At 57.5% G+C, this 14,601-nt stretch carries 9 protein-coding genes and 1 pseudogene; 2 read left to right on the top strand and 8 right to left on the bottom strand.

Features of this window, described 5'->3' with window-relative positions; translation table 11 throughout:
- Positions 1-62: 62 nt before the first annotated feature.
- Positions 63-1,520: a hypothetical protein gene (locus tag N7U68_RS02190; RefSeq protein ID WP_263048092.1), complete on the bottom strand. Its 1,458-nt coding sequence runs from the start codon at positions 1,518-1,520 to the stop codon at positions 63-65.
- Positions 1,521-1,701: 181 nt separating this feature from the next.
- Between N7U68_RS02190 and N7U68_RS02185 the strand changes: the two genes are divergently transcribed.
- The gene (locus N7U68_RS02185; protein ID WP_373322952.1) at positions 1,702-2,457 is read left to right on the top strand and encodes a WecB/TagA/CpsF family glycosyltransferase; all 756 of its coding nucleotides are present in this window, start codon (positions 1,702-1,704) and stop codon (positions 2,455-2,457) included.
- 81 nt (positions 2,458-2,538) lie between these two features.
- Here the strand turns inward: N7U68_RS02185 and N7U68_RS02180 are convergent, their stop codons facing one another.
- The 3 genes from N7U68_RS02180 to N7U68_RS02170 all read right to left on the bottom strand — a co-directional run bounded on the left by N7U68_RS02180 (position 2,539) and on the right by N7U68_RS02170 (position 6,185).
- Positions 2,539-3,507, bottom strand: coding sequence for a glycosyltransferase family 2 protein (locus tag N7U68_RS02180; RefSeq protein ID WP_263048091.1), 969 nt, complete (start codon positions 3,505-3,507; stop codon positions 2,539-2,541).
- Between the two features lie 135 nt (positions 3,508-3,642).
- A complete protein-coding gene (locus N7U68_RS02175) occupies positions 3,643-4,512 on the bottom strand; it encodes a hypothetical protein (protein WP_263048090.1) in 870 nt (289 codons plus the stop codon).
- A gap of 101 nt (positions 4,513-4,613) precedes the next feature.
- On the bottom strand, positions 4,614-6,185 hold the full coding sequence (locus N7U68_RS02170; protein ID WP_263048089.1) for an asparagine synthetase B family protein: 1,572 nt from the start codon (positions 6,183-6,185) through the stop codon (positions 4,614-4,616).
- Positions 6,186-6,341: 156 nt separating this feature from the next.
- Between N7U68_RS02170 and N7U68_RS02165 the strand changes: the two genes are divergently transcribed.
- Positions 6,342-7,208, top strand: a complete 867-nt coding sequence (locus tag N7U68_RS02165; protein ID WP_263048088.1) for a hypothetical protein — start codon at positions 6,342-6,344, stop codon at positions 7,206-7,208.
- Positions 7,209-7,250: 42 nt separating this feature from the next.
- On the opposite strand, the pseudogene lpdA reads toward N7U68_RS02165, so the two are convergent.
- From lpdA to N7U68_RS02145, 4 genes and pseudogenes are all read right to left on the bottom strand, one after another.
- A pseudogene (lpdA, locus tag N7U68_RS02160) lies at positions 7,251-8,988 on the bottom strand (dihydrolipoyl dehydrogenase).
- 12 nt (positions 8,989-9,000) lie between these two features.
- On the bottom strand, positions 9,001-10,293 hold the full coding sequence (aceF, locus tag N7U68_RS02155; RefSeq protein ID WP_263048087.1) for a dihydrolipoyllysine-residue acetyltransferase: 1,293 nt from the start codon (positions 10,291-10,293) through the stop codon (positions 9,001-9,003).
- A 34-nt stretch (positions 10,294-10,327) separates the two neighbouring features.
- Positions 10,328-12,985, bottom strand: a complete 2,658-nt coding sequence (aceE, locus tag N7U68_RS02150) for a pyruvate dehydrogenase (acetyl-transferring), homodimeric type (RefSeq protein WP_263048086.1) — start codon at positions 12,983-12,985, stop codon at positions 10,328-10,330.
- Between the two features lie 306 nt (positions 12,986-13,291).
- A complete protein-coding gene (locus tag N7U68_RS02145; RefSeq protein WP_263048085.1) occupies positions 13,292-14,581 on the bottom strand; it encodes an ATP-binding protein in 1,290 nt (429 codons plus the stop codon).
- Positions 14,582-14,601 lie beyond the last annotated feature (20 nt).

Raw genomic sequence — 14,601 nt, 5'->3', positions numbered from 1 at the left:
TGTCGGCAGTGATTCTATTTGATTCTCTAGCCTTGGCGAAAACATCGGGACCGGGGACAGGTTCAGAACGACGTTCTGCGACGCTCTGCCGGACGGCCCATGACGGTTCTACGAGCCGATTGCCCCACTGATGCCCCCAGAGAATGACCAGAGCTCAGGCGCTCGCAACAGCCAAGGATCGCGCCCGCCATCATCCACGTATAGGGCGTGAGGATCGCGTTTAGCAGCATATCAATCAGCGTGATCGCCAAGAGCAATGCCAGCGGCGCAACATAGGGCGGCACATCGTGCGGTCCAGTGTTTCGCAGCCTCGCCCACAACACGATCAGCGGACCACCCAACAGTCCCATCTGACAAACATACCCAACCCAGCCGAACGTACCAAAGACGATGATCCATTCGCCGTCTGGGATGCTGATGATCTGCCCAGTCTGCATGTCATGGACCAGATTGCGCCCCCAGCCGCCCCAACCAAACAGCCATTTTTCATGCGCGCGTTCCAGCAGCGCCTCTTCATTGCTAAACCGATACCCCAGCGATTGCGCCCGGTCAGGATTAAAGGCCTCGGCCTGTCGCAAAATTGCGTCGATCGGGATCATCCCCTGATCCCGAAGCATGGGGTATATGACAGCGACCAATGCAAAAATCAGTGCAACGCGGATTTGCATTCTGGCACTCGTCACCAGTAGCAGCCCCCCCAGCAGCAGCGCATAGATCATCGAGGCCAAGCTCTTGCACAGGACCAAGAGGACCAAGAGGTAAACGGCGAAAGCGAAAAACCTGACCCGTTCCGACCCGCTCGACTGCCGCCCCAGTGCCAGCGCGGCCATTGCGGCGCTCATCACAAAAAACGCCAACCACAATGCGTGCGGCAGGAACACCAGAGGCCGGAAACCACCATCGCGCATCATCTGCTCAAAACTGTGCTGGAAGAATCCATAGACCCAGACATTCATCTGCGGGCTGAGGCGTATCTCGATCAGGGCCGGTATTGAATAATACAATGCAGCAACGACCAGCGCATAAAGCAATTCCCGCAATCCCGTTTCGGTCGACAGGTAGCTGCGCGCCAGTAAAAAAGGCAGGACAACGATGATCTGATTGATCACCACTGACAGCAAGTCGCGCAGGCCCAGCCCCGGCAATGATGCCGTGGAAAACACGATCGGAGCGGTATCCCCCAACAAGGTAAAGATCATCGCATCGCCATTGGTCAGAACGGTCGGCACCACACCGATCACGAACCCCATCAGCAATAGCCGCATCGCCCAGTTCTGCGGCCATAGGCTGATACGTTTTTTCAGGTAAAAGACACACAAAACGAAAGCACAGATATTCGGAATGGATGTCTTGTTCATATCCGGGACCAAGGGCAGGTCGAATTCGGCTGATTGAGGCAAAAGCAAATAGCCGCCCAGAATGCTCCAGATAATGGCCCGTTCCGGCGTCAGTCGGCGAAACAGGATGGCGCAGACCACCGGCCAGAACATGAGCATCAGATATGCAATGGTGTTGGGCATTGTCGTGTTGGTCTGCTCTGATGATCTGGGTCTGTGCGATCTGGTGCCGCATTAGCCGTACCCTATCATGGTCGCATGGCTTTGTCCTCATTTGTGGTGCCTCCTCGGTTTTCGCTTTGCGAGCACGTCTGTCCCGGCTAAGCCTTGTGTCAGGCAGTCAACCAGAGCGCGGAGCGCCGTTTTGCAGTTTTCTACGGGTAATAACCGTATCGAGGTCAACACCCCCACCCGCAGCGCGCTGATGGAGGAGGTGGGCAAGTGTCTGGGTGCACAGCGTGGATTTGCCTTGGCAACGCTCAACCTCGATCACTTGGTCAAGCTGCGTAGCGATGCACGGTTCGCAGATGCCTATGCGGCTCAGGACATGGTGGTGGCGGACGGGCGACCGATTGTTTGGCTGTCACGCCTCGCCGGGCAACCGGTCGAGTTACTGCCCGGTTCCGATCTGGTGTTGCCGCTTTGCAGGATTGCCGCAGAAGAAGGCCGGACTATCGCGATGATCGGAAGTACCGATGTCGCCTTGCACGATGCCGAGACATATCTGACCGCCGCCGTGACCGGCCTGAAAGTGTCCTATGTTCATGCCCCGCCGATGGGTTTCGATCCCGAAGGTGACGCGGCCCGAACTGTTCTGCATGAGCTAGAAGCCAGTGGCGCGGGCATGTGCTTTCTGGCTCTTGGCGCGCCGAAGCAAGAACAGCTGGCCGCCCGCGGTCGCGAATTGGCCCCGTCAGTCGGCTTTGCCTCGATTGGCGCAGGTCTTGATTTTTTAGGCGGTCACCAGCGCCGCGCACCTCGTCTGGTTCGGTCACTGGCGCTGGAATGGCTTTGGCGCGCCCTGAGCAGTCCGCGCCGGATGATCCCGCGCTATGCCAGTTGCTTTGCAATTCTGCCGGGTTTGACGATACAGGCGCTACAGCGACGTCTGCGCCGTTAAAGACACCCCAACCGACTCTGACCGAAACAATCAAGGCCTCTTGTTCCCAAGAGGCCCGGTTCATCCCCAGACCCAATGGGGTCATTTGTACTCAATCAGTTCCGTTTTTCTGCCCCGAAGGCGACCGAAGTAATATCCCATCGCGCCTTGCGCTTCTGCAAATTTGCCAAGCACCATGAAAAAGGCCCAATCCCAGCCCGTCCCACGTCGCATGGCAATTCGGCATACTTGCAATGGGTACGCCAGCAACAGCCAAAGGGTGTGCAGGCTGACGAACGAAAGCGCAAAGATAACGACGGGCAGTCCTGTCCCCCAAAAAAGCGCACGGCGCGTTTCGGTGACCCAATGTCGGTCTGGGGAGGCACCATGAAGGGCTGCACCCTCGGCATAGGCGTGGCCTGCGCGTTTGGTGCGCCGCCACCATTGCCCCAGCCGTGATATCGCCGCATCGTGCAGGGTCATTTCCGCATCAATCCGCCAAATCTGCCAGCCTGCCCTGCGCAGACGCAGACACAGATCTGGCTCTTCGCCAGCGATCAGGCGAGGATTGTATCCTCCAACCTCGCGCAACGCTGTCTGTCGCATCATCGCATCGCCACCGCAGGCATTAACCTGCCCCGAAGGGCCGGCCCACTCACGGTCAATCAATCTGTTATAGACACTGGCCTGCGGGTCGGCTTCTCGTCGTCGCCCACACACCACCGCCGCCTGTGGATGCGCAGCCAAATGCATTGCCGCCTGATGGATCCAATCGGGCTGCACCCGGCAGTCACCATCGACCAGCATCACCAGCCCATGACCGTTCAGTTGGTCCAGACCAGCGTTGCGTGCCCTTGCCGCAGTAAAGGGCTGGGTCATGGCGAGCAGAACAACCTCTGCCCCCATCTGCTCGGCCAATGCCACGCTACCATCTGTCGATCCACTATCAACGTATACCAGTTGACGCACCTGCCCACGAAGCGACGCCAGACAAGCCTCGAGCCGCGCGCCCTCGTTACGGCCAATGACGACTGCGTCAACCGCAGGCAGGTCGAAAGTCAACTCGGTCATAACCCCAGCACCGGCGCCATCTGGTCGACGTAGCGACCGGACCGCGCATAGGTCTGCAGCACATCGAACGCTGCCGCACTGATCCGTTGTCTTGCCACCTCGTCGCGCAAGAGCCATTCAACCTTTTCTGCGAAATCACTCAGGTCCCACGCGACCGGGACATATGTTTCTCCGGATACGAAAATATCGGGGTCGGTTTCCACATGGCTCATGTCCTGCTTTAGCAGAACCGCACCAGTCATCACCGCCTCGTAATCGCGCCAGCAGAACCTCGCCATAGCCAAACGGGCTAAAGCAAATCTTCGACGCGCGCATTTCGCGTAAAAACAGATCATGCCTCACCCCCGTGCCCGTCACACAGTTCACGCCGTTCAATGCTGCCACAGCATCAGCACACCCCTGTCGCATCGTGCGGTACCACGACGTGCCCTCTATCGCGATGCGCGCATGCAGGTCCACAGGACGCGCACCCTGAGGCAGCGCCCCCTTGTCGAAAACCGGCAGCATAAAGTCGGCTGTGGCGAAGGAAGGCCCGAGATGCAAACCATCCCAAAAGCCAACGGGGATATCGAACTGTTGCGTCTGATGTTCCAAGCCAAATGACTGACCGTAATAGTCCATCAACGTTGTGTCGCCATAGGTGGGTCGGTCGTATCTCGCGCGGTCGCGCAACAAGTGTTTACTCAGATACGCATCAACATGCGTCGCCGTTCGTGACGCCATTCGCAGATCTGTTGGTGCGAACCAGTCCATGTAGATGATGCGCGCATGGGGGTTAAGGGACCGAATTTCAGACATATGCCGGTTCAATTTTTCATCAGATATGTCGAAATTCGACTGATAACAAACGGTTGTCGCATCAACTGGATGCTTTGCAGGGTCGCCATATTCTTCCATGACCACTTCGCGAATATCTGCGTCGTACCGGTCGCGAAAGCGGTCGGCATAATAATGAAATGGAAAAAACTGGCTCTGCGGGATACGGTGGTCCACGGCCAGCAGCAAAATTCGATGTTTGGCACCTGCGTCAAACGGCTGTTGAAACGCCCCGTTTCGGCGACGCTCGTAGGCCATCACCCGTAGCCGCCTTTTTATGCGATCCAGCATCATATCGCGTCCGAGATCAACTGCTTTGGCCGATCCCGCTCCAACTTTGCCGCCAGCTTCTGCAAATGGCGAGCACGTCCAGCATCCAGCTTATCGAGACAGGCCGCATGCAGACGATACATTGTATCCGGGTTTCGGCGCAGTCTGTTCGACTTGGAGAAGAATGTTCGCATGCCTCCCGGTACATTCCCCAGAGACCCGGTGATCCGCCACACATCCACCGCACTACGCAGTTTGTGCCGCAAAGTGCCGCCGCGTCGCGGCGGTGTGGCCAACTCATCAGAATAGGGAATATCCGCATATTTCGGATAGGCCCGAGCGATCACGTCATTATGCAGTTGCTGATCCTTTGTCACCGCATAGGGAAGTGATAGGCAAAAGTTTGCGAAGTCTTCATCAAGGTAAGGGCAAAAAACAATTTTTGATTGCGCAAGAATAGCTTGCGGGACAAAATTAATTTCTCTCCGTGTGCGGTGGTACATCCAAAACACCTGATACGGATCGGGCGCATCGGCGTAAGCCGCGACAGCACGTCCGATATAATCGAGCACCTCTTCATCCATTCCGGGTGAATAGATCGGCCCCGCGCCCCGCGCCCAGTTCTCTTGCGAGATGACCCGCCCATGGCCCTCAACCAAGCCCTGTGCGATCCCCGCATAATCATCCGCCAGCGCCAGTCGGTAGAAACGATCCGCGTCACTGTCCGGGTTGGTCAGGATATCACCGGCGATCCCATCAAACACCGCCCCTTCACGACCTGTCATGTAGTCATGCAGTGGCATCATCTGGGCGTGTTCATCGGCGCATAGGCTGGTTTTAACGATGGCTCGCATACTATCGGCCAGTCGTGGGCGGGCATGGCCCAGCACATCGTGACGCACATTGGCACGGATCGCGACCGCACGCGCGGCCTGTGCCTCGGCATTCATCGAATGCCCATTGTGGTGAAACGTGACGCAGGTTTCTGGCTGGCGTCCTTGGTGAAACATTTCCAACAAGGTGTGCCGCGAGTCGCGCCCCCCGCTCAACGGTAACGTCAATGGCCCGTCCCAAGCTGCCAATATGCGCGACATGGCAACGCGGAAATGATGCGTCATGCCTTCAACCGCCTGCTCACGGTCAATTGTCTGAACTTTCGGGATAGGTACCCCGCCTTCGATCCTCAGAACGCCAGCTTCCCAAGTCAACCGGGCCCCCGGTGGCAAGGTGTGGATATGAACAAAGGGGGTATCGTCGTGGATAAAAATGCCAATGCGATGAAAAACCGCCAAAGCACGCCGATCCTGCGTTGCATCACAGCCTTTGGCCACCAATTCCAGCAGCGAAGTAGACAGCGCAATCACACCGTCCTTTTCGTAAACGAACAGATTGAAAAAGCCGAAAGGATCCACTTCGGCAGTCAGTCGCGTTCCGTCCCAGTTCCACCTTGCCCATAGACGACCGACGCTGGTCTCATGCAGGTCTTCCGGGTCGGACTGCCAAGTGGGGCGACCCGACATCTCTAAGCGCCCGTTCCGCCAACCGAGACGAAGAAACGGAGCCTCTGATTTTTCCTCGGTCGGTCGAGTCATTTTCGGGCTTTCCTGTAGTCGGGTCTAACGCGGAGCGATTGCGCGTATAAAAGGCAATTGCACGCAGATCGGCAATGACAAACCTAGAATATCGCCATTATCTACATAACGAAACGGCTTGCCAGCCACAGATCGACCTGCCAGATTTCATCTGACATGTCTGTATTCTCCCTTTGGCGCAGTGTGCCCCTACCTGACAAGCTTTGCTCGACCTTCTTGACGACGATGGCCTTCGCCATGCCGGTTCACGCTGAAAATATCTATCCCCTGCTGCATGTAGATCGTTCGACGCTTGTCGAACCTCCGACAGCTATTGTTCATTTTCAGGCCACTTTGCGCCATCTCCAGAACGACGGTGCGTTAGACGCGGGGTCTGGTATGTCGCCGCGTCCGGATCTCGACGGCATGGCGGCAAAGCCATGGTTGTTGCATCACGTCGCACCTGACTTTTCCTGTCTGCGTGATTTCGGCGGTACCTGCCGCGCGGACGTGTCTGCCCAGATGCGCTTTCTGGATATGTTTTCTGATCATCCACATCAGAACGAGCCAATGGACATCCTTCCTGACCTAAGGATTGAGACCACTGAGATCGCAACCGGTCATGCGATGTATTCCAAAGTAGAGGATATGTTCTGTTCCCCACATGCCATCTTTTCCGGGCGCGACATGATCGAGGCCGCATTGATCGCATGGTCAGGTGATGATCTCTTGTTGATCTTGGATCGTCTGCGCGCCGTCATGGGCTCTTATAACTATCGCAGCGCCCCGCAGATATCTGCGCCGATACTGGCAACATTGCGCGATGCCGTCTTATACATGCCGGATCCATGGACTGTCACAGAGGAGGCGGACGCCTCCTCCTCTTACCGGTGGCATGAAGTGATGCTGCCCGATGGCCGCCGTGCCTATGTCGCTCCCGCCGCAGGCGACTTGCTGGACGCCGGAGGGCTAAGCTCACGCATCTGCTTTGACCTGAAAGACGGCACCGCCCGCATCCGTGCCCATATCGGCGGCGGGGATTGACCGCCCCCGCCCTTCAATGGTTTTCGAATACTTAACGCACAATCACGTCCGCTTTCTCGGCGGCATGAGATCGGTGATCGTACCCTCGTACATCTCGGCGGCAAAGTTAACCGTCTCGCTCAGCGTCGGGTGCGGGTGAATGGTATGCCCCAGATCGACGGCGTCCGCGCCCATCTCAATGGCCAGCGCCACCTCGGCAATCAGTTCGCCCGCGTTGGTGCCGACGATTGCAGCCCCGAGCACACGGTCGTCTTCGGGATCAAAAATAACCTTGGTCATCCCCTCCGAACGTCCGTTGGACAGTGCCCGGCCAGACGCGGCCCAAGGAAAAACGCCCTTTCCGATCTTGATACCCTTTGATTTCGCCTCTGTCTCGGTCAGACCGACCCATGCCACTTCGGGATCAGTATAGGCCACCGATGGGATGACGCGCGCATCAAAGACGCGTTTGTGTCCCGCAGCGACTTCGGCCGCGACCTTACCTTCATGCACGGCCTTATGCGCCAGCATCGGCTGCCCGACCACATCGCCGATCGCAAAAATATGACCCACCCCGGTGCGTTGCTGCTTGTCCACCGCAATAAAGCCGCGCTCGTCGACTGCGACACCTGCCGCCTCGGCACCAATCGCCTTGCCGTTAGGGCGACGCCCCACTGCCACCAATACCTTGTCAAAGGTATCTGTCACTTCGCCGTCGGGGCCTTCCATCGTAACCTTGAGGCCTTTTTTCTGGGCCTCGACAGCGGTTACCTTGGTTTTCAATGCAATCGCTTCATAGCGTGCGTCGATACGCTTCATCAGCGGCTTTACGATGTCCTTATCTGCGCCGGGGATAATCTGATCCATGAATTCAACGATGGTCACCTTGGCACCCAGCGCGTCATAGACGCACGCCATCTCCAGTCCAATGATTCCGCCACCCAATACCAACAAGCGCTTGGGCACACCGTCCAGTTCCAGCGCGCCGGTGCTGTCGACAACGCGGGGATCGTCATGCGGAATGAATGGCAGCTTCACCGATTCCGAACCAGCGGCGATGATGCATTGGTCAAAACTAACGGTCGTGGTGCCGTCAGCGCCTTCGACTTCAATCATGTTCGGGCCGGCGAGATCTACCATACCCGGTCACGGTTTTGACTTTGCGCGCCTTTGCCAGACCTTTAAGACCACCGGTTAACTGACTGACAACGCCATCTTTCCAGCCGCGCAGAGCGTCGATATCAACCTTGGGCTTGGCAAAACTGATACCATGTTCGCCCATCTCCTCGGCTTCGGTTATCACCTTGGCGGCGTGCAACAATGCCTTGGACGGAATACAACCCACGTTCAGGCAGACACCGCCCAGCGTCGGATATTTCTCGATCAGGATTACGTCCTTGCCCAGATCAGCGGCGCGAAAAGCCGCCGTATAGCCGCCGGGACCAGAACCGAGCACGACGATCTCGGCGTGCATGTCGCCCTTGCCCTTGGCGCTTCCGGTGGCCGCGACCGACTTCGGCGCAGTGGTTTCTTGCTCGGCTTTCGGCGCGTCGTCGGTACTGTCACCTGCATCTGCGCCTTCCAGCACCATGATAACGTCGCCTTGGGTGACCTTGTCACCCTCGCTCACCTTGATTTCCGTTACCTTGCCAGCCGCTGGGCTCGGCACTTCCATCGTCGCCTTGTCGCTCTCCAGTTCGATCAACGGGTCCTCTTCTGCGACCGTATCACCTACGGCCACCAGCACGGTGATCACGGGCACGTCTTTGAAGTCGCCGATATCGGGTACTTTTACATCCATCGTTCTGCCCCCTTACAGCATCAACCGGCGTACATCGCCGAGCAGATGTTTGAGGCTGGCGCAGAACCGCGCAGCCAATGCGCCGTCAATAGCGCGGTGGTCGTAACTCAGGCTCAGCGGTTGCATGTTGCGTGGCTGGAACGCCTCACCATCCCAGACCGGCGCCATTTTCGACCGGGTGAGACCTAGGATCGCTACCTCGGGTGCATTCACGATCGGCGTGAAGGACGTGCCGCCGATCCCGCCCAGAGACGAAATGGTAAAGGTCGCGCCCGACATGTCGTCTCCCTTCAGCTTGCCATCGCGGGCCTTCGCGCTGAGGTCGCCCAGTTCCTTGCTGATCTGAACAATGCCTTTGCGGTCAGCATCCTGGATCACAGGAACCATCAGGCCGTTTGGCGTATCCGCTGCGAAACCAATGTTGTAGAAGTCTTTCTTAATCAGCTTATCACCATCAGGGTGGATCGAGCTGTTGACCTCCCAGTGTTGCTTAAGGGCCGAAACGCTGGCTTTGATCACAAAGCTGAGCAGCGTGACGCGGTAACCCTCCTTCTTGGCCTCGGCATCCAGTTCGCGGCGATAGCCATCCAGATCGGTGATGTCGGCCTCTTCGTTGTGGGTGACATGCGGAATGTTCAGCCACGAACGATGCAGCGCGGGGCCGCTCAGTTTCTTAATGCGTGGCATTTCCACGTCTTCCACCGGACCAAATTTGGAAAAATCCACTGCCGGAATCGGCGGGATACCCATGCCCCCCTGTCCCGAGGACGTGGTTGCAGCAGGTGCTGCGGTGGATTTGAATGCGCCAGTGACATCCTCGCGCAAAATGCGCCCCTTGCGCCCCGATCCGGAAATCTGGTTCAGATCCACATCAAGACTGCGGGCAAACGCACGCACCGACGGGGATGCATGAATTCCTGTGAAATCAGGCGTCGTCATCGGAGCCGCGTCAGCCTCGGACTTGGGCGGGCTTGCCGTCGTTTCCTTTGCCGGGCCAGATGTTTCTGCCTTCGGGCTTTGCTCAGACGTCGGCTTCTCGTCGCTACCGTCTGTATCGCCTGACCCGCTTGCGTCCCCCTCTAGCAGCAGAATCAACGCGCCTTCTGACACCTTGTCACCCTTACTGACCTTGATTTCTGCGACCTTTCCGGCTGCAGGGCTTGGGACTTCTAGCGTCGCTTTGTCACTCTCCAGTTCAATCAGCGGGTCCTCTTCTGCGACCGTGTCACCAACGGCGACCAAGATCGAGATCACCGGTACATCCGTGAAATCACCGATATCGGGTACATGCACGTCAACTGTCATTTCATCTGTCCTCTTTTATTCCCGATCAATCCGCTCACACCAGACGCGGGTTGGGCTTGTCGCCATCAATGTCATATTTCTTCAGCGCCTTTTTCAGCTCCGCCTCGCTGACTGCACCCTCGTGGAAAAGGTCGGTCATCGCCGCCGCCGCGATATGCGCCGCGTCCACCTCAAAGAAGCGGCGCAGATTGGCACGGCTGTCAGAACGCCCGAACCCGTCAGTGCCCAGCACGGTAAATCGGTTCGGCACAAAGGCGCGTATCTGCTCCGCATATGTCTTGATGTAATCGGTGGCACAGATCACCGGGCCCTTGAGGCCCTTCATCGCCTTGCTCACATAAGCTTCTTGTGGCTTGCTCAGCGGGTTCAGCCGGTTGTGGCGCAACACGTCCTGCCCATCACGCGCCAACTCGTTCATCGAGGTTGCCGACCAGATATCACTGGTGACGCCGAAATCGTCCTTCAGCATCTCGGCCGCCTTGATCGCCTGAACCAGAATCGTGCCAGATCCCATAAGGTTGACATGTTTCTTGCCGGGTTTCTTGGTCTTCGACATCCGGTAGAGACCTTTGAGGATCCCGTCCTCTACCCCCTCTGGCATATCGGGGTGTTGATAATTTTCGTTCATCAGCGTCAGGTAAAAATAGACGTCTTCCTGATCGACATACATCCGTTGCAGTCCGTTCTGGATGATCACCGCCACTTCGTAACTGAAGGTCGGGTCATAGCTGATGCAGTTTGGAATTGTGCCCGCCAGAACATGGCTGTGACCGTCCTCGTGCTGCAACCCTTCACCATTCAGCGTCGTGCGCCCAGCCGTGCCACCCAGCATGAAACCGCGCGCCCGGCTGTCGCCCGCTGCCCATGCCAGATCGCCGATCCTCTGGAAACCGAACATCGAATAGTAGATGTAGAACGGCACCATCGGCACACCGTGATTGGAATAGGACGTCGCCGCCGCGATCCAGTCCGACATCGCGCCAGCCTCATTGATGCCCTCCTGAAGCACCTGCCCGTCTTTCGATTCCTTGTAGAACATCATCTGATCGGCATCTTGCGGCGTGTAATTCTGCCCAAGAGGGTTGTAGATACCCACCGAGCGAAAGAGCCCTTCCATCCCAAATGTGCGGCTTTCGTCCGGAACGATCGGTACAACATTCTTACCCATCTTCTTGTCACGCAAGAGCGTGGTCAGGATGCGTACGAAGGCCATCGTGGTCGATATTTCGCGATCGCCCGTGCCCTTGAGCTGCGCTTCGAATTTGTCGAGGTCTGGCACTTCCAACTTGGGCGCGTCGCGCCACTGCCGTTGGGGGAACGGACCGCCTAACGCGTCGCGGCGTGCCTTTAGATATGCCTTCTGCTCATCATTGAGCGTAACCAGCGGCGCATCGGCCACGTCCTCGTCGGGCACCGGAATATCAAAGCGATCGCGGAAATGCTTCAACTGCTCAGCATTCATTTTCTTTTGTTGGTGGGTGGTGTTCTGTCCTTCACCCGCGCCGCCCATACCGAGGCCCTTGACGGTTTTGACCAGCAGAACCGTAGGTTTTTCCCTTGTCTCCGACGCGCGCTTGAACGCTGTATACACCTTGCGCGGGCTGTGACCGCCCCGGCGCAACGCCCAAATCTGCTCATCGCTCCAGTCTTCGACCAGCGCAGCCGTTTCAGGATATTTGCCAAAGAAATGCTTGCGGATATAGGCACCGTCTTTGGATTTGAACGTCTGATAATCACCATCGACGGTTTCATCCATCAACTGTCGCAGTTTGCCGCTCTCGTCCTTCTCCAGCAACTCATCCCAGCCCTTGCCCCACAAGAGCTTGATCACGTTCCAGCCAGCGCCGCGAAAGTCACCCTCAAGCTCTTGTACGATCTTGCCATTGCCGCGCACCGGTCCGTCGAGACGCTGCAAGTTGCAGTTGACCACGAAGATGAGGTTGTCCAACTGCTCGCGTGCCGCGAGCCCGATCGCCCCGAGGCTCTCGGGTTCGTCCATTTCTCCATCGCCGAGGAAGCACCACACCTTGCGGTCGGCCATGTCGATATGACCCCGGTTGTGCATGTATTTCATAAAACGCGCCTGATAGATCGCCATCAACGGCCCCAACCCCATTGAGACGGTCGGGAACTGCCAGTAATCGGGCATCAGCCAAGGGTGGGGATAACTGCTTAGGCCCTCGCCGCCGACCTCAGAGCGGAAATTATCCATCTGTTCCGCGCTGATGCGTCCCTCCATGAAGGAACGCGCATAAATGCCCGGCACCACATGGCCTTGAAAAAACACCAGATCGCCACCGTGGTTTTCATTCCGCGCTCGCCAAAAATGATTCAGGCCAATATCGTACATCGTCGCTGACGACGCGAATGACGCGATATGCCCACCATATTCGCTGCTGATTTTGTTGCGACGGACGACCGTTGCCATGGCATTCCAACGGTTGATCGTGCGGATACGCCATTCCATCGGAATATCGCCATAGTCACCAATCTGTTCTTCGATCGGGATCGTGTTCTGATACCCGGTTGTATCGGAGAATGGCAGGTTTGCACCCGCTTCTCGGGCGACGCGCACGGCGCGGTCGAGCAGAAAATGCGCGCGACCGGGGCCGTCCTTGGCAATCACATCTTCTATCGCCTCTTCCCATTCGCGGGATTCTACCGGGTCGATGTCGGAAGATTTGTCGGTCATTCGGATCTCCTGGATAGACGAATACTTGCGCGCGGCAATCGCGCACGACAGTTGGATGGCAGGCGTCGCCGCCCAGCAGGTGGGCAAAACATAAGGCACGACGCAATGATCTGACGCAAGGTTATTCTACTTCCTTCCCCTAAGGGTGCGAGATCATCCCGCAAAATCAAACAACCCGGCAACTGTTTTCAAATACTGCGAGACAATCATTTGAAATGCCAGAATTTTCACACAAATGCTGCGCGCTTGCGCTGAATTTGGGATGAAACCGGTCCGAAATATTAACCCTCGTATGTTTCCGGCGCATCACCGAGCAATCACGATATCAGCGCAAAGCCCGCCCAGCCGATCGGACTGCCCCAATCGCAAACTACCGCCATGGACTCGCGCGACATCCGCTGCAATTGACAGTCCAAGGCCCACACCAGTCCCCTTGTCCTGATTTCGTCCCGGCTCTAGCCGCGTGAACGCGCGTGTCGCCTCTTCACGCCGGTCAGGCGGAATACCTGGCCCGTCATCCTCGACCCGAATGCGCAGTGACTTGTCTGTCAGACGCATCGAAACTTCGGCGCGGGTGCCATACCGCACGGCATTGCCGATCAGATTCTCGACAGCGCGGCGTATGCCCGCCTCTCGCAATCGCACCTCTCCCTCGCCGACGATCTTGTACAATGTCGCGGGGATACGTGCGCGTTCGCAATCTTGGACGATTTGTCGGATCAACGCAGCAGGGTCGATCAGCTCTGTCTCGCCTTCGGCGGCGTCGCGCGCGAAGGCGAGGAATTCGTCCAGCAGCCGCTCCATATCGCGCACGTCGCGTAGCATCGGTTCGCGTTCCTCGTCGTCATCCAGCATCGCCAGGCTCAGTCGCAGGCGCGTGAGCGGTGTGCGCATGTCGTGGCTGACCCCCGACAGCATCAATGTACGTTGCTCTATCTGCCGCTCTATGCGCGCACGCATGCTGACAAAGGCCAAACCTGCCGCGCGCACTTCGTTCGCACCAGCCGGACGATAAGTCACACGCTCCCCCCTGCCAAACGCCGCTGCGGCCTTGGCCAGACGCGTGATGGGGCGCAACTGGTTGCGCAAGTAAAGAAAAGCGACAAGGGTCATCAACGCCCCAAAGACCGCCATGTTCACAAACAGCTGATGCGGGTTCGCCGCCGAAACCCGTCGTCTGTCAAAGCGCACTTCGATCGGTCCATCCTCGGTCTGGATATACAGCGACACAAGCTGGCTATCCGCCAGTGACACGGCCCTTAGCGTGGGTAACAGACGACTGAACTCGCGGATCACGATGATGCCGCTGAAATCATACCATGACCTGATGTCGGTCGAGGGAACTGCACTTTGTGAAATCGAGTTCACCGAAATGGCAAGGATAGCCGCATCTCTCGGCTCTGATCGCGGATCCAGAACCAGCCGCACTTCGCGGGCTGTGGCTGTGGTCATCTGCTTGGTCACGCCCTCTATCAGCCGTTGCACCGAAACGACCGAGACCACCACCAACACCGAAATCACCGGCAGCAGCAGGATTAGTGCGGCCCGGCCATATAGACCCCGAGGCATATATCGTTTGAGCCAAGCAAAAGACATGAGATAAGCCTAACCCGTGC

Source organism: Roseovarius pelagicus, from assembly GCF_025639885.1.
Taxonomy (GTDB): domain Bacteria; phylum Pseudomonadota; class Alphaproteobacteria; order Rhodobacterales; family Rhodobacteraceae; genus Roseovarius; species Roseovarius pelagicus.
The sequence above is the reverse complement of the archived record's forward strand: the minus strand, read 5'-3'. Positions and strand labels throughout refer to the sequence as shown.